Source organism: Marinomonas sp. KMM3893 (genome assembly GCF_004352855.1).
GTDB classification, from domain to species: domain Bacteria; phylum Pseudomonadota; class Gammaproteobacteria; order Pseudomonadales; family Marinomonadaceae; genus Marinomonas; species Marinomonas arenicola.
The window spans coordinates 324,797-349,569 of record NZ_SJSC01000004.1 but is presented as its reverse complement, the minus strand read 5'-3'; the positions used below and the strand labels follow the sequence as shown (position 1 = coordinate 349,569).

19 protein-coding genes and 2 tRNA genes are annotated in these 24,773 nt (G+C 47.6%); 9 read left to right on the top strand and 12 right to left on the bottom strand.

What is annotated here, in order from left to right; translation table 11 throughout:
* Positions 1-45: 45 nt before the first annotated feature.
* Both E0D71_RS12510 and E0D71_RS12505 read right to left on the bottom strand, forming a co-directional pair.
* Positions 46-120 (bottom strand) — tRNA-Gly (locus tag E0D71_RS12510).
* Between the two features lie 56 nt (positions 121-176).
* Positions 177-252: transfer RNA gene (locus E0D71_RS12505), tRNA-Glu, on the bottom strand.
* A gap of 140 nt (positions 253-392) precedes the next feature.
* Here E0D71_RS12505 and E0D71_RS12500 point away from each other — a divergent pair.
* Positions 393-965 (top strand): YajG family lipoprotein, encoded by a 573-nt coding sequence (locus tag E0D71_RS12500; protein ID WP_133003636.1) that lies wholly within the window; start codon positions 393-395, stop codon positions 963-965.
* A gap of 100 nt (positions 966-1,065) precedes the next feature.
* Here the strand turns inward: E0D71_RS12500 and msrB are convergent, their stop codons facing one another.
* Entirely contained in the window at positions 1,066-1,476 is a 411-nt protein-coding gene (msrB, locus tag E0D71_RS12495; RefSeq protein ID WP_133003635.1) for a peptide-methionine (R)-S-oxide reductase MsrB, read from the bottom strand.
* A 70-nt stretch (positions 1,477-1,546) separates the two neighbouring features.
* On the opposite strand from msrB, the gene E0D71_RS12490 reads away from it, so the two are divergent.
* Both E0D71_RS12490 and htpX read left to right on the top strand, forming a co-directional pair.
* Positions 1,547-2,764, top strand: coding sequence for a pyridoxal phosphate-dependent aminotransferase (locus E0D71_RS12490; RefSeq protein ID WP_133003634.1), 1,218 nt, complete (start codon positions 1,547-1,549; stop codon positions 2,762-2,764).
* 87 nt (positions 2,765-2,851) lie between these two features.
* Positions 2,852-3,730 (top strand): protease HtpX, encoded by an 879-nt coding sequence (gene htpX, locus E0D71_RS12485; protein WP_133003633.1) that lies wholly within the window; start codon positions 2,852-2,854, stop codon positions 3,728-3,730.
* A gap of 121 nt (positions 3,731-3,851) precedes the next feature.
* Here htpX and E0D71_RS12480 read toward each other — a convergent pair whose 3' ends face one another.
* The 4 genes from E0D71_RS12480 to gcvT all read right to left on the bottom strand — a co-directional run bounded on the left by E0D71_RS12480 (position 3,852) and on the right by gcvT (position 7,517).
* On the bottom strand, positions 3,852-4,574 hold the full coding sequence (locus E0D71_RS12480) for a flagellar brake protein (RefSeq protein ID WP_133003632.1): 723 nt from the start codon (positions 4,572-4,574) through the stop codon (positions 3,852-3,854).
* Positions 4,575-4,601: 27 nt separating this feature from the next.
* A complete protein-coding gene (locus E0D71_RS12475) occupies positions 4,602-5,741 on the bottom strand; it encodes a 4-phosphoerythronate dehydrogenase (protein ID WP_133003631.1) in 1,140 nt (379 codons plus the stop codon).
* Positions 5,722-6,264: an elongation factor P hydroxylase gene (locus E0D71_RS12470; RefSeq protein ID WP_133003630.1), complete on the bottom strand. Its 543-nt coding sequence runs from the start codon at positions 6,262-6,264 to the stop codon at positions 5,722-5,724. The genes E0D71_RS12475 and E0D71_RS12470 overlap by 20 nt, the downstream gene beginning before the upstream one ends.
* Before the next feature lie 152 nt (positions 6,265-6,416).
* Positions 6,417-7,517, bottom strand: coding sequence for a glycine cleavage system aminomethyltransferase GcvT (gcvT, locus tag E0D71_RS12465; RefSeq protein ID WP_133003629.1), 1,101 nt, complete (start codon positions 7,515-7,517; stop codon positions 6,417-6,419).
* A gap of 378 nt (positions 7,518-7,895) precedes the next feature.
* Between gcvT and glyA the strand changes: the two genes are divergently transcribed.
* The 3 genes from glyA to gcvP all read left to right on the top strand — a co-directional run bounded on the left by glyA (position 7,896) and on the right by gcvP (position 12,563).
* Positions 7,896-9,173 carry a serine hydroxymethyltransferase gene (gene glyA, locus E0D71_RS12460; RefSeq protein ID WP_133003628.1) on the top strand — a complete coding sequence of 426 codons (1,278 nt, stop codon included), beginning with the start codon at positions 7,896-7,898 and terminating at the stop codon, positions 9,171-9,173.
* A 57-nt stretch (positions 9,174-9,230) separates the two neighbouring features.
* Positions 9,231-9,614 (top strand): glycine cleavage system protein GcvH, encoded by a 384-nt coding sequence (gene gcvH / locus E0D71_RS12455; RefSeq protein WP_207923391.1) that lies wholly within the window; start codon positions 9,231-9,233, stop codon positions 9,612-9,614.
* An 84-nt stretch (positions 9,615-9,698) separates the two neighbouring features.
* Positions 9,699-12,563, top strand: a complete 2,865-nt coding sequence (gene gcvP / locus E0D71_RS12450) for an aminomethyl-transferring glycine dehydrogenase (RefSeq protein WP_133003627.1) — start codon at positions 9,699-9,701, stop codon at positions 12,561-12,563.
* 121 nt (positions 12,564-12,684) lie between these two features.
* Here the strand turns inward: gcvP and E0D71_RS12445 are convergent, their stop codons facing one another.
* Together E0D71_RS12445 and E0D71_RS12440 are read right to left on the bottom strand one after the other, a co-directional pair.
* Complete coding sequence (locus E0D71_RS12445; RefSeq protein ID WP_279433445.1) at positions 12,685-13,308, bottom strand: methyl-accepting chemotaxis protein; 624 nt, start codon at positions 13,306-13,308, stop codon at positions 12,685-12,687.
* A 59-nt stretch (positions 13,309-13,367) separates the two neighbouring features.
* Positions 13,368-14,141 (bottom strand): sulfite exporter TauE/SafE family protein, encoded by a 774-nt coding sequence (locus E0D71_RS12440; RefSeq protein WP_133003625.1) that lies wholly within the window; start codon positions 14,139-14,141, stop codon positions 13,368-13,370.
* Between the two features lie 157 nt (positions 14,142-14,298).
* On the opposite strand from E0D71_RS12440, the gene E0D71_RS12435 reads away from it, so the two are divergent.
* On the top strand, positions 14,299-15,174 hold the full coding sequence (locus tag E0D71_RS12435; protein WP_133003624.1) for a LysR substrate-binding domain-containing protein: 876 nt from the start codon (positions 14,299-14,301) through the stop codon (positions 15,172-15,174).
* Between the two features lie 153 nt (positions 15,175-15,327).
* On the opposite strand, the gene E0D71_RS12430 is transcribed toward E0D71_RS12435, so the two are convergent.
* Positions 15,328-16,074 (bottom strand): CLCA_X family protein, encoded by a 747-nt coding sequence (locus E0D71_RS12430; protein ID WP_133003623.1) that lies wholly within the window; start codon positions 16,072-16,074, stop codon positions 15,328-15,330.
* A 230-nt stretch (positions 16,075-16,304) separates the two neighbouring features.
* On the opposite strand from E0D71_RS12430, the gene E0D71_RS12425 reads away from it, so the two are divergent.
* On the top strand, positions 16,305-18,206 hold the full coding sequence (locus E0D71_RS12425; protein ID WP_133003622.1) for an alkaline phosphatase PhoX: 1,902 nt from the start codon (positions 16,305-16,307) through the stop codon (positions 18,204-18,206).
* A gap of 130 nt (positions 18,207-18,336) precedes the next feature.
* Here E0D71_RS12425 and E0D71_RS12420 read toward each other — a convergent pair whose 3' ends face one another.
* Positions 18,337-19,803: an anion permease gene (locus E0D71_RS12420; RefSeq protein WP_133003621.1), complete on the bottom strand. Its 1,467-nt coding sequence runs from the start codon at positions 19,801-19,803 to the stop codon at positions 18,337-18,339.
* Between the two features lie 170 nt (positions 19,804-19,973).
* On the bottom strand, positions 19,974-20,945 hold the full coding sequence (rluC, locus tag E0D71_RS12415) for a 23S rRNA pseudouridine(955/2504/2580) synthase RluC (RefSeq protein ID WP_133003620.1): 972 nt from the start codon (positions 20,943-20,945) through the stop codon (positions 19,974-19,976).
* A gap of 473 nt (positions 20,946-21,418) precedes the next feature.
* On the opposite strand from rluC, the gene rne reads away from it, so the two are divergent.
* Positions 21,419-24,676, top strand: a complete 3,258-nt coding sequence (rne, locus tag E0D71_RS12410; protein WP_343772930.1) for a ribonuclease E — start codon at positions 21,419-21,421, stop codon at positions 24,674-24,676.
* Positions 24,677-24,773: the final 97 nt, after the last annotated feature.

The window sequence follows — 24,773 nt, the reverse complement described above, 5'->3', positions numbered from 1 at the left end:
TCAGTTCCAATGACACTTTGTCAGTCACATCTTCTAGTAAGAAGATGGAGCGGGAAACGAGGCTCGAACTCGCGACCCCAACCTTGGCAAGGTTGTGCTCTACCACTGAGCTATTCCCGCAAAATGCTTTTCACAGTTAAGACATTCAAAGTAAACTAACCGTCCGTTTGAAAGGATGGCGTCCCGTAGGGGGTTCGAACCCCTGTTACCGCCGTGAAAGGGCGGTGTCCTAGGCCTCTAGACGAACGGGACAACGTTTTAATCTTGCTGTGTGAGCGGGGGCGTATATTACTGTTAATAATCTGAAAATCAACAGTTTTTTTAAAATTTCTATTAAGTTAAGCTAACAACAACTTGTTTTACAAAGACATTGTCTAAAAATGGAGCTATTTATGCTGAAAACACGCCTTTTACTACCCCTATCCTTTGCCACCCTATTATTGGCTGGTTGTACGACAACGCACTACATACAGATCGAACCTACGGCCTCTATAAAGAAAGAACAACTGCAAAACGACCGCGCCATACAAGTAACCACCAATACACAACTAGGCAACCACATTGGCGCCATTAAAACAGGACTGAACGAGCGCGCTGATATCTTTACGACTAATGATGTAAAAGAAAGCGTTAATAAGAGCATCATCAATGGACTTACCCAATTAGGCTTCACGCCAGATCAAGGTGTTTACCCACCAGCTGAACTTAATGTTGTTATCACTAAGATGAGCTACACCACAAAAGCAAAGAATTTGAAAACCACAGCGACTCTCGACTTTCAGCTTGCGGCAACGGTAAAAGCCAAAGGTCAAACCTATAAAGCCAACTTTGGCTCTCAGAAAGTAGAAGAGTACGGCACCCTGCCTTACCAAAGCACAGTACAAGAAGACATGAATGACCTAGCAAGCAAAACAGTCAGTCGCTTGCTTAGCGATCAGAACATCATCACCCTACTTAAAGAGTAATCTAAGCGGCGACATGGATTCGCCAACAACCCAAAAGCAGAGCACAAAAAAAGGCGCCCTTTAAGGAGCGCCTTTTTTATTGTCTAGCGTAAAAGCCTGGTTACTTTTCTTCATCAAACAACAAAGAAGCAGAGTTAATGCAATAACGTAACCCTGTTGGCGGTGGACCATCATTAAATACGTGCCCAAGGTGGGCATCACAATTCGCGCACACTACTTCTGTTCGCTGCATGCGCCAAGAGTTATCACTGTGCTCTTCAATGTTTTCTTGGTGGCCATCATAAAAGCTCGGCCAACCACAACCGGCATTGAATTTTTTGCCGGAATCAAACAATAAACTACTGCAGCAACGGCAACGATACTGACCGGCTTCATAAAAGTTATCGTACTCACCAGTATGAGGACGCTCAGTTCCTTTTAAGCGCACAATATTGAAAACGTCTTCAGGGAGCTCTTTACGCCACTCCTCGTCGGACTTGATGACTTTTTTAGTGCTATCTCTATCACTCATCTTGAATGCTCCAGAATTAGGTATAGAGTAAGTATATTCGCCCTACCCCCTGCATTAACAAGGAAAACTCGTGCAAATTCGCAAATCTAACAAATTAGCAAACATCTGTTATGAAATCCGCGGCCCAGTTCTTAAAGAAGCCATGCGAATGGAAGAAGAAGGCCAACGAATCCTAAAACTCAATATCGGCAACCCAGCGACCTTTGGTTTTAAAGCGCCCGATGAGATCCTAGTTGATGTTATCCGCAACCTACCCACGGCGCAGGGATACTGTGAATCAAAAGGGCTTTATTCCGCCCGTAAGGCGGTGATGCAAAAATACCAAGCCTTGGGGGTAAAATCTGCCGACGTAAATAATGTCTGGATGGGCAATGGCGTCAGCGAGCTCATCGTGATGGCCATGCAAGCCCTGCTCAATGATGGCGATGAGATTTTGATCCCTGCGCCTGATTACCCTTTATGGACCGCCGCGGCCACCTTGTCTGGCGGTTATGTAAAACACTACCTTTGTGATGAAGGGGCCGGTTGGCAACCTGATATTCAAGACATACGCGCTAAGATTTCCAACAAAACCAAAGCCATTGTCATTATCAACCCGAACAACCCTACGGGCGCGGTTTATGAAAAAGGCATTCTAGACGCCATTATTGACCTTGCGGAAGAACATAAACTGTTGATTTTTTCCGATGAAATCTACGACAAAATTTTATATGACGGCGCGACTCACATCCCCACCAGCACGCTCACAGAAGGTCGCATGCCTTGCGTCACATTTGGTGGCTTGTCTAAAGTGTATCGCACCGCCGGCTTTCGCTCAGGTTGGATGGCCATCACGGGGGATAAAAGCGGCATAAGCGACTATATAGATGGCTTAGACATTCTTAGCTCTATGCGTCTGTGTGCAAACGTGCCTGCGCAACACGCTGTACAAACGGCCCTAGGGGGTTATCAGAGCATTAATGAGCTGATCATACCTGGTGGGCGCTTCTATGAACAAAGAGCCGTTGCATGGGAAGCCCTCGACGCCATCCCTGGGGTGAGCTGTCATAAACCCGAAGGCGCGCTATATCTCTTTCCAAAACTAGACCCTCGCATTTACCCCATTCAAGACGACATGGATTTAGTCTTGCGCTTCTTACAAGAAGAAAAAGTGCTGATTGTTCAAGGTACCGGCTTTAATTGGCCAACACCTGACCACGTGCGTTTCGTCTTCCTTCCGCACATTGAAGACCTAACACCAGCCATGGAACGTTTCGCGGCTTTTCTAGGGCGACTAAGAAAACGCTAAATAAGCTCACATAAGAGAATCTTCTCTGCTTGAAATTGAACTTTATGGCCCTATCATGCTCCTAACAGTTTTTCTAGGAGCATGAACATGCGCATCATTCTGTTTTTGTTAACCAACATCGCCGTGATGGTGGTTGCAGGTATTATTCTTAGCCTTTTAGGCGTAAACGGTTACATGACAAGCAACGGTTTGAATTTCACCTCCTTGCTTATCTTCTGTGGTGTCTTTGGCTTTACTGGTAGCATCATTTCCTTGTTGCTTTCCAAGTTTATGGCCAAGCGCGGCACAGGCGCCGTGGTCATTAAGCAACCCAGTAACCACAAAGAAGCTTGGCTTATCGACACGGTCGCTGAGCTATCCCGTAACGCGGGCATCAAAATGCCTGAAGTGGCCATTTTTCCATCCCATGACGCCAATGCTTTTGCGACTGGCTGGAATAAAAACGATGCGTTAGTTGCTGTCTCCAGCGGCATGATGGATCGCTTCCCGCCGGATGAAATCAAAGCCGTGCTGGGTCACGAGATTGGTCACGTGGCAAATGGCGACATGATCACGCTAAGTTTGATTCAAGGCGTAGTGAACACCTTTGTGATGTTCTTTGCGCGTATTGCCGCCTATGCCGTGGACCAGTTCCTACGTAAGAATGACGACGAAGGTTCGGTTGGTTGGGGCTATTACATTGCGACCTTTGTGTTCGAGATTCTTTTCGGCATTCTTGCGTCAATGATTGTGATGTGGTTTTCGCGCTTTCGAGAGTTCAGAGCAGACGAAGCTGGCGCTCGATTGGCAGGCAAAGGCGCTATGATTGCGGCGCTGGCTCGATTACAACAGGAGCACGAAGCCAGCCACATGCCAGATTCAATGTTGGCATTCGGCATTAATCGCGGTAAAGCACCGACATTAGGGGAATTGTTTTCAAGCCACCCTCCTATCGATAAGCGCATCCAAGCGTTACAGGCTCTGTAACAGAGCGCTAGAAACACAAGCTTATCAACCAAAAAAAACCAGCGACTAGGCTGGTTTTTTTTTGCTTTTTCGATTCGCAACACTTTATTCTCGACCACTCATTTTCAACAAGACACAACGCTTAACGCGCTTTTTTCTTTTGGTTTTCCAAAATATACGCGGTCAAAGGAATGACAATTTCTTTTGTTAGATCCTCAAAACGAAGACCATAAACATAGAAATACTCAGCGTCCATTCTCGATAAAAAGTCATTATCCACCAAGGTAGATTGCAACTGCTCTAGCATTTGAATTTCTTGTGAGCGGATTTCGCAATTTACTTTCAAGAAAAAGTTATAGCCGCTGATTTTAATGTTCATCGCCACGCGCATTCGCTGCTTCACGGCGCCAAAGTCTTCTTTAGAAATCAGCTTGGCACCACCGGCACTTAGATCCACAACAATCCCCGATGTTGCCTCAGGAATGGTGTTTTCATTGCTTGTCGGCTCTAGGCTGCAAATAAGTCGTGTCTCTACACGCACCGTCTCACGAACCACAGAGGTCTCAACATACGACGGATAGGCTAAGTGCAAATGGGCCGCAGGTTCAAGATAACTCTTTGCAACCCGACTTGAGAAAGCGCACACAGCAGTACCCAGCATAAGCCGAACATTAATCGCCTGCCCTTCACGGACAAAGATCTTTCTGCCTTTGGACGTAGGACAAGAAACAATCAAGGAGCGCCCAGGAATGGCACCCAGCACCTTCACCATATGCCTCGCCGGAGGCGTAATAAACTCTAACTGTACAAACGTACCTAGAGGTACATCTAAATCACCTAAGTCGACTTGTATAACCCCAGCCATCAAAATTCCACTTTCTAATTAATATTATTATTCCACTCGGAAACCGATAGCACGCAAAGCCTTAAGATCCGCTTGCTTACCATTAGAAACGAAGCAAGTATTAAACTCATCTCTTTCAACATAATGCTTTCTTAGCCAATCAAATGTCGACCTATCCGAGCCTGCGCGATATTTTCCACGCAGTCTAGCATCGTCTCGAGCCACATCGTAAATAGCGTGCATTGAGCGCGCGAGCATTTCTTCCGTCAATGGCCCTTTCTCAATACCAATAGAGCGTATTCTTCCAGCCGTAATCGCCTTTTCAAGATCAAGAGGGTTAGGAATATCAAAAAAACGACAAAATGCCTGATAAACCATCCAAGTGCCTTTTTCACGACCCTGTTTACTGTACCCCGCAATATGAGGCGTCGCAATATCAGCAATGGCCAATGTCGAGGCATCAATCAGTGGCTCGCCTTGCCAAACGTCTAGGACAATATTTAACGCGCCCTGCAATGCGTGATGGCGCCCACGCAAGGCCACTTCGTCAATCACTCCACCACGACCAGCACTGATGATCGTAGTACCGACCTGCACACCAGACAAAAGCTCAGCACCAATCATGCCTTGCGTCGGGTATTTTCCCGTTGTCGTAAGTGGCGCATGCAAAGAAATAACCGCGCAACCCAATACCGTTTCTAACGAGGCAAAATTAACCGAGCCACTTGCTATCTCTTGTTCTTTAAAAGGGTCATAGACACACACATTGCAGCCGAGGGCTAAAAAGCGATCATAAACGGTTTTGCCGACGTTGCCGTATCCAATCACGCCAATTTTTTTACCCAACCAAGACAAGCTCTTACTCAGCGACAAATAGCCCAACGCACTGAACACATAATCCGCAACCGCTTCAGCATTGCAACCAGGCGCACTGGTAAAGGCAATGCCTTGCTCAGCCAAATACTCGGTATCTATGTGATCCACACCAATGGTAGCACTGCCAACAAAGCGAACTGAGCTGCCTTCTAATAGCGCTTTATTCACCTTGGTGACTGATCGCACGAGCAGCGCATCGGCATCCTTTACTTGTTCCTTGCTTAGGGTCCTACCGTTAACCAGCTCTACGTCTGCGAAAGGAGAAAAAAGCGTCGCCACATTGGGCATATTCTCATCGGCTATTATTTTCATACTGCTGTTTTATAAACTCATTAAAATCGATATTAGGTAAACGGCGAGCCAGCAAGTACTTAGCAAATGTAAGTGCTCTCTCTGGTAAGCCAGAAATTAGATAATCGCCCACTTGGCGATAAACAGATTGCTGAAAAGGGGTCGCGTCATAATCAACCAAGGCTAAGTTATCAACACTTACTCGAAACTCTAATCCCGCCGCCCAATGCAAAACACACTCAATCGCTTGAGGCTTAACCTCAACTTGCTCAAACAGCGCTTGTTGCTGTTGCGTGCGCGAATCGGTTTCATACCAGTAACCATAATCTTCTAATAGACGTCGTTGCGGACCAGCCAGACACCAGTGACTGATTTCATGCAATGCACTAGAGGGGTAATCTAATCGAAAGTAGAGAATAGCGGGGGTAGCTTTGCCTTTTGACGGTAAGTAAAGCGGCTCATCCGCACCACCAACCAAAGTGGTATGAAAGCGTGAAAGAAAACAGGCATCAAACGCCTCTATCAGCTGAGCAGCAGTAACCAAGGATCAATCCCCCAAACAAAAGGCAGGATTATTACATATCTTCCAAAACCGCGCTATGCAAACGCCGACAGTGCGGCGCATACATAACGCAATAGCACATAACTTAGTTGCTTTGCCTGACGTGTTTTCTTCAAAAGCGTCGTCGCAGGCGGTTAACCGCGGTAATAACGTGCAGGCACAAATGGCATTTTCGTCAACAATAATGGAATGCTTTTGCCTCGCACTAGGGCAAACAAAGGTTCTTCACTTGCCAATGCCTCACTGGACACATAAGCCATCACAATAGGCTGAGACAAAGAAGGTGAGAAACCACCACTGGTGACCAAGCCTTTCTCTTCCCCAGCTTGGTTAACAATTTGAACGCCTTCGCGCACTGGCGCTTTACCGTCGACTAAAAAGCCAACTCGTTTACGAGCAGGTTTGTTTGAGAACTGAGGCAAAATCACATCCGCCCCCGGAAAACCGCCTTCACGAGCACCGCCTAAGCGGCGTATTGGCTGGATCGCCCAATTTAATGACGCTTCAATCGGTGTGGTGGTGGTATCGATATCATGACCATAAAGGCACAAGCCCGCCTCTAGTCGCAATGAGTCACGCGCCCCCAGACCAATCCATTCAACTTCTTCAAATGCTAATAACGCCGCGGCAAACGCTTCGGCATGATCATTTGGCACAGAAACTTCATAGCCGTCCTCTCCTGTGTAACCAGAACAGCTTACCCACAACTCAACGCCTTGCCAGTCAAATTTAAGACTCTGCATAAATGTCATCGTTTGCGCTTCTGGTACTAGGCGAGAAAAGACAGCGCGAGCTGCTGGCCCTTGAATCGCCAATAACGCACGATCCTCTATTACTTCTACGTCACAATCGGACAACGAGGCTTTCAAATGCGCAATGTCTTGCTCTTTACAAGCCGCGTTGACAACAACAAATAAATCGTCACCCCAGTTTGCAAACATGAGATCATCTGTAATAGTACCGTCTTGAGTGGTGAAAAGACCGTAACGCTGCATACCTTTAGGTAGATCCAAAACATCCACTGGCACAATGGCTTCAAAGGCAGATTTCACGTCTTTGCCTTTAAGAATAAGTTGCCCCATGTGAGAAACGTCAAACAACCCCGCCTTTTCACGCACCCACAAATGTTCCTTTTTAACCCCTAATGGATACTGTACAGGCATTTCATAACCTGCAAATTCAACCATTCTTGCGTCCGCGGCGATGTGTTGTGCATAAAGAGAAGTACGTTTCATAAGCAAACCTTTAATTGGGCCAGTGTTTAGGAAGTTTCCGATTGGAAACAGATTATCTAAAATTCAATGTGGTTGACAAGCCATAAGCCAATTAAAATCCAACTAAATCGGCAATTATTCCGATAAACAGGCAAAAACCTGAACAAATGGTCAGATAAAATCAACCTATTTTATCAAAAGATTTAAAAATACCACTTTCTTACGTGTTTCCAATTGGAAACTTTTTCGATATGATACGAAAAATTGGCGCGAAGCAGACAATTATCGACGCTCTTAGAAAGATGATCTTTTTTCATCATCTTAGACTGCCCTAGTGTTATTATATTAAGGACTCTGTGTCTTTATTGGGCATTAATGTTTATTTAAGAGGAATACACCATGGCAAACACCGAAGCCTTTTTCAGCCAATCCCTGGCTGATCGCGATTCAGAACTTTTTGCAACCCTTGTTGAAGAACAAGAACGTCAAGAAACTGGTATCGAATTGATTGCTTCTGAAAACATCGTTTCCAAAGCTGTCTTGGAAGCTCAAGGCTCCGTACTAACGAATAAATACGCTGAAGGCTACCCTACTCGCCGCTACTACGGTGGTTGTGAAGCTGTCGACGTAACAGAACAACTTGCCATTGATCGCGCAAAAAAATTGTTCAACTGTGAGTTTGTTAACGTTCAACCTCATTCTGGTGCTCAAGCGAACGGCGCAGTAATGCTTGCATTGCTACAGCCAGGCGACACTATCATGGGCATGACCTTGTCTTCAGGTGGTCACTTAACTCACGGTGCAGCACCAGCTCAATCAGGCAAATGGTTCAACGCCGTTCAATACGACGTTAACCCTGAGACTTTATTGATCGATTACGATGCTATCGAAGCGCAAGCAATCGAATGCAAACCTAAAATGATCATCGCGGGTGGCTCTGCTATTCCTCGTGAAATCGATTTCAAACGTTTCCGTGAAATCGCAGACAAAGTCGGCGCTTACTTATTTGTCGACATGGCTCACATTGCTGGCTTGGTAGCGACTGGGGTTCACCCATCTCCACTGCCTCACGCACACATTGTGACAACAACGACACACAAAACACTTCGTGGTCCTCGTGGCGGCATGATCCTTTCCAACGATCTTGATCTTGGTAAGAAAATCAACTCTGCTGTTTTCCCAGGCTACCAAGGCGGCCCATTGATGCACGTTATCGCGGGTAAAGCGGTTGCGTTTGGCGAAGCACTGAAACCAGAATTCACTGACTACATCAAACAAGTCGTTGCAAACGCTAAAGCGTTGGCTGCGGTTATGATTGAACGTGGTTGTGATGTGGTAACAGGCGGTACAGATACTCACCTAATGTTGGTGGATCTTCGCCCTAAAGGCTTAAAAGGCAATGTTGTAGACCAAGCTCTAGAGCGCGCTGGTATTACTTGTAACAAAAACGGCATTCCATTCGACACTGAAAAACCAATGGTCACCTCTGGTATCCGTCTAGGTACACCAGCGGCAACATCTCGTGGCTTTGGAGAAGAAGAATTCCGCAAAGTGGGTCACTTAATCAGTGACGTGTTGGACGGCCTAGTTGGCAATCCAGACGGCAACCCAGAAGTTGAAGCACGCGTTTTGGCGGAAGTCAAAGAGTTGTGCAAACGCTTCCCACTGTACCGCTAAAAAATCATCTACCCGAGGGCAACCCCCTCGGGTATTTTTTTAAAAGAGGCATCATTCATGAGTACTATCCCAGAAAATCTAAAATACGCAGATTCCCATGAGTGGGTTCTAGACAATGGCGACGGCACTGTAACAGTCGGCATCACTGACCACGCACAAGACCTGTTAGGCGATGTAGTTTATGTAGAACTGCCTGAAGTTGGCCTTGAAGTGACCGCAACAGAGCAATTCTCATTGGTTGAGTCGGTTAAAGCCGCTTCTGACATTTACGCACCCGTATCAGGTGAAGTAATCGAGGTGAACACTGACCTTGATGACGCACCAGAGCTTATTAACGAAGCCCCTTTTGAAGGCGCTTGGATCGCTAAGATCAAACTTGCTGAAGGCACAGACCTAAGCAAACTACTTGATGCAGCTGGTTACGCCGCTACCATCGAATAAGGCAGTTATTCACTCTCTTGCTAACCCCACAAGGCGACAGCAAGAGAGCCTCCTCTCTCGTTTTCTTAATAGGTGATATAAATCATGACCTCGTGTATCCGTGATTTGCTAAGCAATGACGAATTTATCGCGCGCCATATTGGCCCAGACGATTCAGAACGCACTACCATGCTGAAGACTATTGGCATTGACTCACTAAACGCTCTGATCGAAAAAACCATACCGGAAGCGATTCGCCAAGCCAACCTTGACCTTTCTGCTCAGCCATCGAGCGAAAGTGACGCATTACGCCAATTAAAAGCCATTGCCAAGCAAAACAAGGTAGCGCGCTCTTTCATTGGTATGGGCTACCACGACACCCTAGTGCCTTCACCTATTTTAAGAAACTTGCTAGAAAACCCAGGTTGGTACACGGCATACACCCCTTATCAGCCAGAGATATCCCAAGGTCGCTTGGAAGCACTGCTTAACTTCCAACAAGTTATTATTGACCTAACGGGCATGGAAATCTCAAACGCGTCTTTATTAGACGAAGCCACTGCGGCGGCCGAGGCCATGACTCTGATGAAGCGCTCTAACCGCAAGAAATCCAACACCCTGTTTGTGTCTGACCAATTATTAACGCAAACCATCGACGTGGTAAAAACGCGAGCGGAATTGCTCGATATCGACGTGGTGGTTGATGCCAATGAAAACCTTGCCTCTCACGATGTATTTGGTGCCATCTTCCAATACCCAGGCATCAACGGCGAAGTCACGGATCTAACCGACCTTGTGGCACAAGCCCACGAGCAAGGCGCTCTAACCAGCATCGCCGTCGATCTACTGGCGCTTGTGCTATTGAAATCCCCTGGCGACATGGGGGCTGACATCGTCTTTGGTAGCGCCCAACGTTTTGGCGTCCCAATGGGATTCGGCGGTCCACACGCGGCCTTCTTGGCAACAAAAGATGCCTTTAAACGCTCTATGCCAGGTCGTGTAATTGGCGTCTCCAAAGACAGCCACGGCAAACCTGCATTGCGCATGGCGATGCAAACTCGCGAGCAACACATTCGCCGCGAAAAAGCGACATCAAACATCTGTACCGCACAAGCATTGCTTGCCATGATGGCCGGCTTCTATGCTGTGTATCACGGCCCTGTTGGCTTGAAGAAAATCGCCTCTCGAGTGGCGGCGTACGCAAACTGCTTTGCAACAGCACTAAAAGCAAACGGCTTTACCACCAACGCCAATTACTTTGACATGGTCGTCGTTGACACCAACGACAAAACAGCAGACATAGTCGCAGCAACCCAAGCCAAACTGATCAACCTACACCAGACGTCGGCTAGCCGTCTTTCTATTACCTTTAGCGAAACGACCACCAACCAAGACTTAATCGATCTTGCGGACTGTTTCGGTTTCTCTTTGTCACAAGAAGACATAGACGCTACCGCAGCCAGCACCGGATTCGATGGTGCTTTACTACGTCAAGATGCTATTTTGAAGCACCCTGTGTTTAACTCTCACCACAGTGAAACAGAGTTAATGCGCTACATGCATCAACTAGAAGTGAAAGACATCGCCCTTAACCAGAGCATGATCCCACTTGGTTCTTGTACGATGAAGCTGAACGCCGCGTCTGAAATGATCCCTGTGACTTGGGCTGAATTCGGTGGCATCCACCCATTTGCACCAACAGAACAGGCTGCGGGTTACCACACGTTATTGTCTGAACTGATCGCTATGCTGTCAAAAGCCACAGGCTACGACACAGTGTCCCTACAGCCTAACTCTGGCGCCCAAGGGGAATACGCAGGTCTTATAGCCATCGACAAGTACCACAAATCTCGTGGCGACCATGACCGCAACATTTGCCTAATTCCAAGTTCTGCCCACGGCACCAACCCAGCTTCTGCCGCATTGGCTGGGATGAAAGTCGTGATCGTAAAATGCGATGAAGACGGCAACATTGACCTTGTGGATCTGGCTGCAAAAGCCGAAAAACACGCCGCTGAACTAAGCTGCATCATGGCCACTTACCCATCCACTCACGGTGTATTCGAAGAACACATTCGCGAAGTGTGTGACATAGTGCATAAATTTGGTGGTCAGGTGTACATCGATGGGGCGAACTTAAATGCCTTGGTCGGTATTGCGCCTCCAGGTGCGTTTGGCGGTGATGTGTCTCACCTTAATCTACATAAAACATTCTGTATCCCACACGGTGGTGGCGGTCCTGGCATGGGGCCAATTGGTGTTAAATCTCACCTGGCGCCTTTCCTACCGGGTCACTCTGTGGCGCCAGTAATGGGTATGCAAGAACAACACGGCGCGGTGTCTGCTGCCCCTTACGGCAGCGCGAGCATTCTTGTTATCACCTGGATGTACATCAAAATGATGGGCGACCAAGGGCTACGTGATGCCACCTTTAACGCCATCTTGAACGCAAACTACATTGCCAAACGCCTAGGTGAACATTACCCAGTACTGTACACAGGCAAAAATGGCACAGTAGCCCACGAATGCATTATCGATATTCGTCCACTGAAAGCAGAATCAGGCATTAGCGAAGAAGACATCGCAAAACGCTTGATGGATTTCGGGTTCCACGCACCAACCATGTCCTTCCCTGTGGCGGGCACCTTGATGATTGAACCAACAGAATCGGAAAACCTAGAAGAGTTAGACCGCTTCTGCGATTCGATGATTCAAATCCGCAACGAAATCAGCCGCGTGCAAGACGGCGAATGGCCACTGGAAGACAACCCATTGGTTAACGCACCGCACACTGCCGATAGCTTATTAGACATGGAATGGACCCACGCTTACTCTCGTAAAGACGCGGCGTACCCACTTCCTTGGATCAAAGCTCGTAAGTACTGGCCACCAGTGGGACGCATCGATAACGTTTACGGCGATCGTAACTTGTTCTGCGAATGCCCACCAATCGACAGCTACGAAGACTAAGCTTGGCGGCGTAAAACACTAAGCGGCGCAAAGCAAAAAAGGGCGAATCAGCCATGATTCGCCCTTTTTTATTAACCACTGCTTCATAAAACAGCCTAGAAAACCCCAGCTCAAACAGCCATTAACGCTCGACTTTGAATTTAGACAAAATCTCCGTGAGTTTATCAACGGCCTCCGCGCTGTCCACATGCCCTGATTCCAGATTCGCAACAATGTCCCTTAACGATTGCGTTGAGTCACTGATTACCACAAGGTTTTTATTAATCGCCTCCGCAACATTGGATTGCTCGGTCGCCGCCGAGGCAACTTGAATGGTGTTTTCAGACACCATAGAAACGCGTTCATTAACAAAACCCAGTTTTTCAGCACTTTCTATGGAAGAAGAAACGGTTTTCTTCGCTTCCTCTTGGCTATGAGCGATCAAGCTAACCGCCGAACGAACATCTTCTTGCAGCCCCTTAATTAAAATGTCCACCTCTTCTGTTGAGGCTTGTGTTCTTGCGGCTAAACTGCGCACTTCATCAGCCACAACCGCAAAACCACGACCTTGCTCTCCCGCACGCGCTGCCTCAATGGCGGCATTTAATGCCAGTAGATTGGTTTGCTCTGACACCGCTCGAATCGTATCCAATATGCCATAAATAGCATTGCCTCGTTGCGAGACTTGATCCACCTGACTGCCGGCTTTATTTAATTCAACAGCAAGGCTTTCTACCATGTCTTTGTTGACTACTCTCATTGTCATTATTAACGCCATACCACCAACTAGGTACGAGTCGTTAAACATCGTTACTAGGCTTAAAATCACACGACCAACATGGTGAACCCCATTCGGCTGATCAAAAAGAGCAACAAGGCCAAAAACAACACCCTGATAAAGCGGCTGCCTAACCTTAGAGCCAGATAAACGCCGGCAAATGCCCCTAACACATTACAAACCGCGATGAGCGCGCTCACTTTCCACAACACATTTCCCGACGGTATAAAGAACAGCAGCGCCGCCGTAAACGCCCCCAGATTCACCAGCTTTGCAGAGGCTGAGGCATTTAAGAAATCAAACCCAAACCCTCTGATAAAAAGAAAAATCAGAAAACTACCACTCCCAGGACCAAACAGTCCGTCATAAAAACCAATCAGACCACCAAACACGACCCCTTTCGCCATGTTTCTCACGCTGCCCTCCACCTTGGTATGACTCAACCCCAAGTCTTTCTTGTGAAACGTGTAAATAGCCATCGTAATCAAGAGGACGAAAACAACGATCTGCATGCTGTCTTTGGGGATGCTAGCCACAGACATGGCCCCAAAATAGGCAAACACAAACGCCGACAGAGCCGTAGGCAACAGCACTCTCCAAACCATGTTTACCCTTTTAAGATAAGTGCCAATAGAGCTAATTGCGGCCATCCAAACCGCCACTTTATTGGTACCAAACACCATTGATAATGCGTATTCGGGCAGCGCATGCATCAACGCAGGCAAGAGGATCAAACCGCCTCCCCCCACAGCCGCATCAATTAATCCACCACAAAAAGCAAACACACCTAACGCGATCACGTCAGTGACGCTGGTAATCATAATCCGTTCCTATACGATAAAAGCAGTCATTAAAAAGCAACCACACCGACCTAAAGCAAGGCGGCGCCTGATCAACACCTTGCTAACCTAATCAACTGGATAACTAAAAAAAAGTAACTTATATTAAGCAGATCATTCACTTTTAATGAGCGATCAGATGGAACTCTCTCAATTGCGTATGTTTAAAACCATTGCGGATCTTGGCAGCATCGCGAAAGCCGCTGAACAACTGCATTGCGTGCCTTCGAACATCACGACACGAATCAAGAATTTAGAAGAGGAATTAGGGGAAGCCTTATTGATACGCAAAGGACGCGGCTTAACATTGAGTCCAGCCGGCGATATATTCCTTGAGTACGTCAATAAAATTTTGTCCATGTGCCAAGAAGCAAAGCGCGCCATTAGCAGCGAAGGAGAACCTATGGGGACACTGCGCCTAGGCGCGATTGAATCCGCTGCCACCAGCCGGTTACCAAAGGTATTGTCCAAATACCACAAATATTACTCAAACGTGCACATTGAATTTACCACGGGGAAATGGAAAGCCTTAGAAACCGCGGTGGTCAAACATGAACTAGACAGCGCCATCATCGCGGGCAAAAGCGTACACCCAGACATTGAATGCGTTGAAATCTATCAAGAAGAAATTGTATTAATCGCCCCTGCCACGTTTGACACAGTGCGCTCTCCGGCCGACTTAGTTGGCAAGAATGTCTACATGTGGCCAGAAGGCTGCCCATATCGAAAAGCGCTAGAGAACTGGCTTGAGATCAATCAGGTTTCCGCCGAGATCACCAGCATTGCAAGCTATGGCACCATCCTTGGCTGCGTCAGCTCAGGCGCTGGCATTTCATTGGTACCAAGAGGCATATACGAGCAGTTTAAACTTATTGGCGGCATCAAAGGCTATACATTTGAGCAACTCAACCCCATCAAAAACTACTTTCTCTGGAATAAAAACACCGGCTTTCACAAGGCCAAAGACGCTTTTTTAACACTGGTGCAAAGCGAATTGAGTCCAAAAAGGCCATGACAGAGAAGCGGAAATCGCGGTTTTTGTGGGGATAAACCAAATACTGTATAGATATACAGCTTTTTATTTCCCCCTATAAAAAGCCAACCTCGTCTCAAGAAAAGAAGGCCTTAGCTAGGATGACCAACACCCCAAATGCCCTTTAGAAAGGTATCATTCAGATTGCTGTCGATACAGCGCGGCGCCAAGCCTTGAAAAATAGGCTTTAAACGCCGCGTTAATTTGCTGACGCTGCGCGCCTTGTGGATACAGCCCTGCTTTGGCTTCATCTGAATAGCGACTGCCTTTCACAAGAAAGCGACTTTTGGGTTTTTCGTCTTCTACAAAAGCTTCAAATGCTCTGGCACACAACTCTTCCGGCTTGGCGTAATAAACCATATTTAACGCTTCATCCGTGCGCTTAGAGGCATCAAACATCGCGCTGGGGGCGCTGCCATCGGTATTGAGCATAATGGCTTTGAAGCAGTTTTCTAATAACGTATTCAGAGGGTGTGGTTGCATCCTGGTGGACGTTAACCAATTAGAGGACGCAAACGATTGAGCCCCTAGGATGGGAAACATTTTGTCTCCCATGTAATGATCGAAAGCATGATACCACTCGTGAGCAAGACTGCCGGCACCGGCGTTTTTCGCTAACGCCAGTTGGCGCGTCGCTGGCATATAATGCGCCGCCACACCTGGCCGTCCGCCTTTACCAAACTGAAGCCCTAGGCTACCACGCAAAGAAATCAGCGTTTCAGGCCCCTGCAGCACGTCCATTAGGTCACACAGCGCTTGGTAAAAATTCACTGCCGCGCGGTCGCGCTCTTCTGGCTTTACCCAACGCCCCATTTCAATGCCGCGAAAGTCAAATTGACGACGAATCATCACAAAATTGGGCTGACCAAACTCCGAACTCATTAACAAGCACCTAAATCATCATGGATACACGGCGCTAGATTACCACACCTCATGCGCTGCCTTCTTCTGACTCCTTGTCCATTTCATTGATTTGAAATAAAAAGATCATTTTGCTGTCACTAAAGCGTCATGCCCAACGTGATTTACTAGCCCGGCAGTTAATGAAGCTACCACTTTGTACTTTTTACTTTACGACAGCTAATCCCTGAAGATAGAAAGGAATAATAACCATGAGTCAGTCAATCGATAACACCCGCCGCCGCATGCTTAGCTTTATGGCCGGGGCACCATTATTACCACTTGCTGGGGGCATGTTTAGCGCCAAAGCCTTTGCAGAAAATATGACAGAGGCGCCTTTATCTTCCGTCAGCTTTGTACCAATGACAGCGCCTTCTCTTAGTAACCCTGCCGCCATGGCGACCGCATACACAAACGCCGCCATGCAGTTAAAATTTGAAGATGGCTCTAGTCGTCTAGTGAAGCTGGATTACCACCCTTTCTTTATTTCAGGCGATCGCGTGCCAGATGGCAAGGGCAATACTTTAGTCGCGGGCGGTTATTATGATATTAATAATAAACCAATTACCGATCCTACTTTAAATAACCGTCAGTTCTTCTCCGACTGTCCCGATGGCTCTAGCCTATTGACGGTCAAAGACGCCAACGTCGCTGGCGTGTACGGCAACCACGTTTTCGCCGTTGTTCAATTTGAGTACACCAGCCGTGATGGCGCGGACAACGATATGTACGGTCGCCTACCTTCGCCTATCGCTGTTTTGACGCTGGACCAAAACCCAGAAACGGGCGAACTAAAATTGGTAAAATACCACAACGTGGACACATCCAATGTGGGCGGTCTATGGATCACCTGTGGCGCCAGCTTGTCTCCTTGGGGAACCCACCTTTCCAGTGAAGAATATCAACCCGATGCGTCAGATTTAGATAACGAGCAGTTTAAAGCCTACAGTAAGAACTTATTTGGCGATGAGAACAAAGCCAAACCTTACAACTACGGCCATCTTCCTGAAGTCACGGTTCATAAAGACGGTACTGGCTCCATAGTAAAACATTACTGCATGGGTCGCCTTTCCCACGAGCTTGTACAAGTTATGCCAGATGAGCGCACCGTCTTAATGGGCGACGATTTTACCAACAGTGGCTTATTTATGTTCATTGCTGACAAGCCCCGCGACCTTTCGTCTGGTAAATTGTACGCGGCAAAATGGCACCAAACATCAGGCAAAGGACCGGGCGCTGGCAACCTAACTTGGATCAAGCTAGGCGAAGCAAACAGCGACGAAATTCAGCGCCTTGTTGATGCTGGCATCAAATCAACCGATATCATGGAAATCCACACCAAAGACCCGAAAGACCCAAGCTTCACCAAAATCGGCTACAGTGGCAAAACGAACTGGGTGAAATTGAAGCCTGGAATGGAAAAAGAAGCCGCCTTTTTGGAAACTCACCGTTACGCAGCCTTAATCGGAGCGTCTTTAGGTTTCACAAAAATGGAAGGCACCACAGTCAACATCAAAGACAAAAAAGCCTACTCCGCCATGTCTTACATCTATAAAACCATGACCGATGGCAGTACCGACATCCACGTTGAAGGTCCTAAAGCGGGCGCGGTTTACGAGCACACCCTTAAAGGTGGGCAAAAAGACAACCACGGCCACACCATCGACAGTGAATGGGTGTCAGTTCGTATGGAAGCGCCGGCGAATCTTATCGGCGAAGACCTTGCTGTGCCGGACGAACTTGGCAACACAGCGCACGCCGATCGCATCTCTAACCCTGACAACCTTAAGTTTTCTGAAAAACTACGCACCTTATTTATTGGTGAAGACAGCGGCAACCATGTGAACAACTTCTTATGGGCGTATAACGTCGACAGCGGTGAACTGGCGCGCATTCTATCGACGCCAGCAGGGGCAGAATCAACCGGTTTACACGCAGTCGATGAATTAAATGGCTGGACCTACATCATGAGTAACTGGCAACACCCAGGTGATTGGGTAAGCCCATTGCATGATAAAGTGAAAGACACTCTGGACCCGTACATCCGGGCAAATTACAAGGATCGTTACGGCGCCGCGGTTGGCTACCTAACCGGCATTCCTAAATTGTCGTAAGCCATACCAAACAAAAAAAAGGCGGCCATACGGTCGCCTTTTTTATAATTGAAAATCACCAGACTCTCATTCCATGCTAAAACTCTCATTCCATGCTAAAACTCTCACTCTGTGCTAATAACGCGACGACTTACCAATAGCCCAACACTTTCCACCAAAGACCGCCGACAATTCCCCAAACGGCTAAGTTCACAAGACTCATAATAAAGCCCATGATCCACCAATCTTCCATAGACACATAACCAGAGCCAAAAATAATCGGCGAAGTACCTGTTGCGTAATGGGTTAACGACATCATCAAAGACGAGGCGCCAGCGAGTAATAAACCCAGATACAAAGGCGGCGCCCCTAAGGCTAAACCGGCCGCGTAAAAGGCCGCAAACATGGCGGTAATGTGCGCCGTGGTACTCGCAAAAAAGTAATGCACATAAAAGTAGACGGCAACCAAGATGACCACTGACACGCCCCAACTTAAATGAAACTGCTCAATATTGCTTTGCACCACGGTCGAGAACCAATGCACTAAACCAAGCTTGTTTAAGAACGTTGCCATCATCACCAAGGCCGAAAACCACACCACAGTGTCCCATGCGGATTTTTCTTTGAGTACGTCTTCCCAGCTCAACACACCGGTGACCAACAACACTGACAAGCCCAAAAACGCCACCGCGGTAGTGTTCACCGCAAACTCAGCACCAAAAAGCATCGCCGGCACCCCTGCCCACAGCAAAAGCAACAGAGCAAACACCGCCACCATGACTTTTTCGCCATAACTCATGACCCCCATGTCTGCCAACTTGGATTTTGCGTAACCACTGGCATCTGGAGTACTTTTAATTTCAGGCGGATAAATCGCGTAAATCACTAAGGGCACCAAGGCAATACATACCAAGCCTGGCAACAAAGCGGCCAATGCCCAAGTTCCCCAAGAAATACTAATGTTTGCTCCGGTCGCATCAGCAATAAGCTTAACGATAAGAGGGTTCGGCGCCGTCGCGGTAATGAACATGGCCGAGGTAATCGGATTGATATGATAATTCACCAACGCAAGATAATGACCTATCTTACGCGAAGTGCCTTCTTCTGGAGAAGAACCGAAGCTGCTGGCAATGGATTTCATGATTGGGTGGATAATACCACCCCCGCGCGCCGTGTTACTTGGTGTTACCGGAGCGATCACCAATTCAGACAACGCCAGCGCATAACCAATGCCAATGGTTTTCTTGCCGAACAAAGAAATAAAATAATAGCCAATGCGATTACCAAGACCTGTTTTGGCCAACCCTCTAGAAATCACAATGGCAATACCGATAAGCCAAATAAGCGAATTAGAAAAGCCACTTAGAGCGTCCTTAATCGCACCCGATGGACTGTCATTGGTGACGCCTGTGATGGCAACCAAGGTGATTGCCAAAATTGCTAACGCGCCGATCGGCATCACCTTCCCAATAATGGCGACCACGGTTCCAACAAACAAAGCCAACAAATGCCAGGCATTTACCGACACGCCCTCAGGGACGGGGACCACAAACCAAATACTGGCCGCCAAGCCAATGGAAAAAATACCAGGGACAAGTTTTACACCACCTACCTTCATACATACTCCTTTATCAAGGCTGCCGTAAAAAACGACAGAACCGTCGAGGAATTTTACGCCTTGCCGAGCCCCTCTGCGCTGACATAAGTCAGACCGGCAGCGAACGCAACGCAAAAAAAAGGAGCAGATACACATCCACTCCTTTCAGTCTGTTCGCGTTGTTGTCAGCGTTATGGAAACACGGACTCTAATGATTCATTCATCAGTGTCTGCCATTCTTTATCCAATGGCGCTTCAAACAACATACGCTCGCCGTTTAGCATAATATCCAAACGTGTTGCGTGTAAACACAAGCGCTTAAAGCCAAGCGCCTTGGTTTCTTTCAACAATTCCACCGGCGAATATTTATCATCGCCAACAATTGGGTAACCTGCGTGCAAAGCGTGCACACGAATTTGGTGAGTACGCCCAGTGACGGGTTCACACTCAACCAAGCTGTATCCGTTAAATTGACGAGCCAATTTGAAACGCGTAAGGCTCTCTTTGCCGTCCGTATGAACTTTTACCACTCTTTCACCTGATTTAAGTTCATTTTTCAGTAAAGGCGCATTCACTTGCAACTTACGCTTTGGCCAGCTTCCGTAAACCAATGCCAAATAGGTTTTTTGCACCCCTTCTTTTTCTCGAAGTGCCGTATGCAGCTCTTTCAAGACACTGCGCTTTTTTGCCACCATGATCAAACCAGAGGTGTCTCGGTCAAGTCGATGAACAAGCTCAATGAATTTTTCTTGCGGGCGCATCTGGCGAATCACTTCCACAAGACCAAAACTCAAGCCACTGCCACCGTGCACAGCCAACCCAGACGGCTTGTTCACCACAATCAGGCCTTTGTCTTCATAGACAATGCGCGATTCAATGCTGTCTTTGAGTTTGTCTGACAACATCGGCTTGTCTGGTGCAGGCGCAACAACAATGGGCGCAATGCGCACAATATCATCGTGCTGCAAACGATAATCTGGTTTGGTGCGCTTCTTATTTACCCGAATTTCCCCTTTGCGCAAAAGGTTATACAACTTGCCTTTCGGCACACCTTTTAGCAGGGTCACAAGGAAGTTATCGATCCGTTGACCAGAATTATTCTCGTCAATCGTCACGTAGCGTACCGCTGGCCGCTCTGCGGAATTTAGATCTGAGTCCGACATAACCAAAGATTGGTTTCCTTTATAATTGAAGCACTTAGTTTTTACTGTTATATTCACATTCACAGAGGGTAAGAGGCAACAGAACGCCTCGAAGGTAAGACACTGAGAACTGAACAAATTTAGCCGAAGCGACACTTCGGCCCTCTATCTTACCTCTGTAACAGTTAAGCTTAAATAATAAACCGCATGATTCGGATAATTCTGTGTCAGTAGAAGGAAATCTCATTAATTGCTCGACCGCGCGTTCGCGTTGTATCGTAAAAAAAGCAAAAAACGAGATCGGTATAGGACTTTTTGTTATTGATTTGGCGACGACCGCATAAAATCGTTTTATTTTTATAAACGCATCGCGTACTCCATCTGCCTGAGCACTACGAATTGCTATCTCTATTCTGGGCTAGAACCTACATCGGCCCCTTCTCCTATACATTTGTTCGCGTCAGCCAACAGAGTTCACACTTATAATGATTAGAATGCTAATAAATGCAACTCAACAAGAAGAGTTGCGGGTCGCCCTTGTCGATGGCCAACGTCTATACGATCTTGATATCGAATCTGGTTCTAGAGAACAGAAGAAAGCAAACATCTACAAAGGCCGTATTACTCGTATCGAACCGAGTCTAGAAGCCGCTTTTGTTGATTATGGCGCTGAACGCCATGGTTTCCTTCCTCTTAAAGAGATTTCTAAAACCTATTTCTCCAAAAAATCCAACCATGACGGCCGCATTAATATTAAAGATGTATTAAGCGAAGGTCAGGAAGTCATCGTTCAAGTAGACAAAGAAGAGCGCGGCAACAAGGGTGCGGCACTCACCACGTTTGTAAGCCTAGCCGGTCGCTACTTGGTACTGATGCCAAACAACCCTCGTGCTGGTGGTATTTCTCGCCGCATCGACGGTGACGATCGTTCACAACTTAAAGAAGCGATGTCAGGCCTTAAAACCCCAGAAAATGGCGGCTTAATTGTTCGTACTGCGGGTGTAGGTCGTTCTACTGAAGAACTGCAGTGGGATTTGGATTACCTAGACACACTGTGGACATCCATCACGAAAGCCGCTTCTGAAAAACCGGCGCCTTTCTTGATTTACCAAGAAAGTAACATTGTTATTCGTGCCATTCGCGACTACTTACGCGAAGACATCGGCGAAGTTCTAATTGATGAAAAAGGCGCTTACCAAGACGCCATTAACTTTGTGATGCAGGTTATGCCGCATTTCAAATCACGCATCAAGCTGTACACCGACTCGACGCCACTGTTTAACCGCTTCCAAATTGAAACTCAGATCGAAACCGCATTCCAGCGCGAAGTTCGTCTACCTTCAGGCGGTTCTATTGTCATCGACCCGACAGAAGCCTTGGTTTCTATCGACATTAACTCCGCTCGCGCAACCAAAGGCGGCGACATCGAAGAAACGGCACTGCAAACGAACGTAGAAGCAGCAGACGAAATTGCACGCCAATTACGCCTACGTGATATTGGTGGCCTAGTGGTGATCGATTTCATCGACATGACACCAGTACGCAACCAAAAAGAAGTGGAAAATCGCATGAAAAATGCGCTTGAAGCTGACCGCGCACGTGTGCAAATTGGTCGCATTTCACGCTTTGGTTTGTTGGAAATGTCCCGTCAGCGTTTACGCCCTTCCCTTGGCGAAACCAGCGGTATCGTTTGTCCTCGCTGTAACGGCCAAGGATTCATCCGTGACGTTGAGTCATTAGCGCTTTCTGTACTTCGCCTTATCGAAGAAGAATGCTCTAAAGAGCGTACCGCGCAAATTCGCGCAGTACTGCCTGTTTCTGTTGCCACTTTCTTGCTAAACGAGAAACGCACTAACATTGCTAAAATAGAAAAACGTAACAACGTTCATATTATTTTGGTACCAAATCCGCACATGGAAACGCCTCATTTTGAAGTAGAACGCATTCGTGATGACAGCTCTGTTGTCTCTCAAAACGAAAACAGCTACTCCATCGTTGAGACGCCAGAGCAACCACCTTACGAGCCTCGCCAGGTAAATGAGAGTGCGCGCCCACAAGCGGCGGTAACCAGTATTGCACCTAAAGCACCAGCACCGGCTCACGCCGTTGCAACGCCCGCTGCAGCAAAAGCGCCAGCGACTGCAAAGAAAGCCAAACCAGGCTTACTAAAACGCTTTTTGACAGCCCTTTTCGGTGAAGCACCAGCCGCGGAAGCCGCTCCTGCACCAGCGAAGAAAAACACAACCAGCAGCCATTCTGCTCCTCGCACTGAGCGCAGTACCAGCGAGCAACGCACGCCGGCTAACAAAGGCGGCAACCGCAATAACCGTAACAAGCGCACCAAGCATCAAAATGCGGATCGCGATACAGCTGCGGCAGACGGCAACAAAGAAAACACTCGCTCTACTCGCCAATCTCGCCGCGAACAAGCGGAAGCCAATGGTGAAAAAACCAACAACCGCAACAATCGTTCACGCAACAACAATAAACCTGAGCACAAGCAAGACACTCAGGACAATAAGGCCGACAAAAAAGAAAGCGCACCAAAAACCGTTGCGAAAGAAAAAGTCGTTCCTGAAGTCACTGAACGCAAACGCGATCGTAACGACAATCGTCGTCGTAACGGCAAGCTGAAAGAAGACGTACAAGCGTCTGAAAAATTACGCGAACAAGAAGAAACTGCCGCAGCGGAAGCCGCCATCTTAAGCGCGGAAGAAGCTCGCAATAATGACGGCACAGATTCTGATGATGCGCCTCGCGAACAACGCCGCTCTCGTCGCTCTCGCCGTTCACGTCAACGCCCTCAAAAAGCAGAAGACGCGAACCAAGAGTCAAACACTGAGAACGCAGAAAACGCGGATGCAAACGAGACCAAAGCCGTCAAAGTTGCTGCAGAAGTAACAACAGAAAGTGCGCAAATCGCACCAGCTGAGACAACCGACGCCGCACCAACGCTTGAAACTCCGACAGCAGAAACGGCAGAGACCTCAATTGACGCACCGAAGAAAGCAGAAGTATCAGTAGAAGCATCAGTAGAAGCTGACACTGAAGAGGCGACAGCCCCTACTGTTGACGCAGAACCTGCGGCTGAAGCAAAACCCGCTGAAGCAACAAACAATGCCCCTGAAACAGCGACACCTGAAACGGTACAGACTGACACAGCAACTGAAGCTGAAGCAAAAGCACCTGAAGCGCCAGCAGAACAAGCTGAGACAGCCTCTGACGTAGCAGAGCAAGCAGTGGAAACAGTAAAAGACGCTCCGGCGAAACCTGCACAAAGCGAAAAACCTAAAGTAGCGGTAAAGGCGCAATTAACAGAAGCGCCAGCGGCTGCCGAAGCAACGCCTAACGCTGAAGCCGTTGTAACGGATGCGCCAAAAGCAGAAGCAAAAGCAAAAGCTGAAACACCACAACAGGAAACAGCGGCTAACACAGCAGAACACGCTGAAGAAGCCGTCCCTGAAGCTGAAGAAGCGACTAAGAAGCCAGCGGCTCGCCCAACTCGAGCACCTCGCCGTGGTCGTGGTAAACCAGCCGTTAAAGCCTCTGTAGAGAAAAAAGAGTCTGTTGAATTACCAGAAGCTATTTTGGCTCAACAAGAAAAAATGAAGCAAGAATTGGCTGAAAAACGCCAAGCCGCGTCGTCACGTCGCCGCAGCGCTTCTACTGGTCGCGTTAAAAATGACCCACGTATCGCACGTGAAGAAAACAACGCACCACAAGCCACTGCTGAGACATCTGAAACTGAATAGATAGCTCACTCGGCACACAAAAAAGCCCGCATTCAATTGAATGCGGGCTTTTTTAATGCTCTGCTTTATTGATTAATACTAGGCGATGACCTATCCA

Bases quoted from the DNA above. Each gene is read 5' to 3' on its own strand.
- E0D71_RS12440 (WP_133003625.1), bottom strand. From the start codon at position 14,141: ATGATTACCAGCGTCACTGACGTGATCGCGTTAGGTGTGTTTGCTTTT.
- rluC (WP_133003620.1), bottom strand. From the start codon at position 20,945: ATGTCGGACTCAGATCTAAATTCCGCAGAGCGGCCAGCGGTACGCTAC.
- htpX (WP_133003633.1), top strand. From the start codon at position 2,852: ATGCGCATCATTCTGTTTTTGTTAACCAACATCGCCGTGATGGTGGTT.
- rne (WP_343772930.1), top strand. From the start codon at position 21,419: ATGCTAATAAATGCAACTCAACAAGAAGAGTTGCGGGTCGCCCTTGTC.
- E0D71_RS12420 (WP_133003621.1), bottom strand. From the start codon at position 19,803: ATGAAGGTAGGTGGTGTAAAACTTGTCCCTGGTATTTTTTCCATTGGC.
- E0D71_RS12500 (WP_133003636.1), top strand. From the start codon at position 393: ATGCTGAAAACACGCCTTTTACTACCCCTATCCTTTGCCACCCTATTA.
- E0D71_RS12445 (WP_279433445.1), bottom strand. From the start codon at position 13,308: ATGACAATGAGAGTAGTCAACAAAGACATGGTAGAAAGCCTTGCTGTT.
- gcvT (WP_133003629.1), bottom strand. From the start codon at position 7,517: ATGAAACGTACTTCTCTTTATGCACAACACATCGCCGCGGACGCAAGA.
- msrB (WP_133003635.1), bottom strand. From the start codon at position 1,476: ATGAGTGATAGAGATAGCACTAAAAAAGTCATCAAGTCCGACGAGGAG.
- E0D71_RS12425 (WP_133003622.1), top strand. From the start codon at position 16,305: ATGAGTCAGTCAATCGATAACACCCGCCGCCGCATGCTTAGCTTTATG.
- E0D71_RS12475 (WP_133003631.1), bottom strand. From the start codon at position 5,741: ATGAAAATAATAGCCGATGAGAATATGCCCAATGTGGCGACGCTTTTT.
- gcvH (WP_207923391.1), top strand. From the start codon at position 9,231: ATGAGTACTATCCCAGAAAATCTAAAATACGCAGATTCCCATGAGTGG.
- E0D71_RS12435 (WP_133003624.1), top strand. From the start codon at position 14,299: ATGGAACTCTCTCAATTGCGTATGTTTAAAACCATTGCGGATCTTGGC.
- E0D71_RS12480 (WP_133003632.1), bottom strand. From the start codon at position 4,574: ATGGCTGGGGTTATACAAGTCGACTTAGGTGATTTAGATGTACCTCTA.
- E0D71_RS12430 (WP_133003623.1), bottom strand. From the start codon at position 16,074: ATGAGTTCGGAGTTTGGTCAGCCCAATTTTGTGATGATTCGTCGTCAA.
- glyA (WP_133003628.1), top strand. From the start codon at position 7,896: ATGGCAAACACCGAAGCCTTTTTCAGCCAATCCCTGGCTGATCGCGAT.
- gcvP (WP_133003627.1), top strand. From the start codon at position 9,699: ATGACCTCGTGTATCCGTGATTTGCTAAGCAATGACGAATTTATCGCG.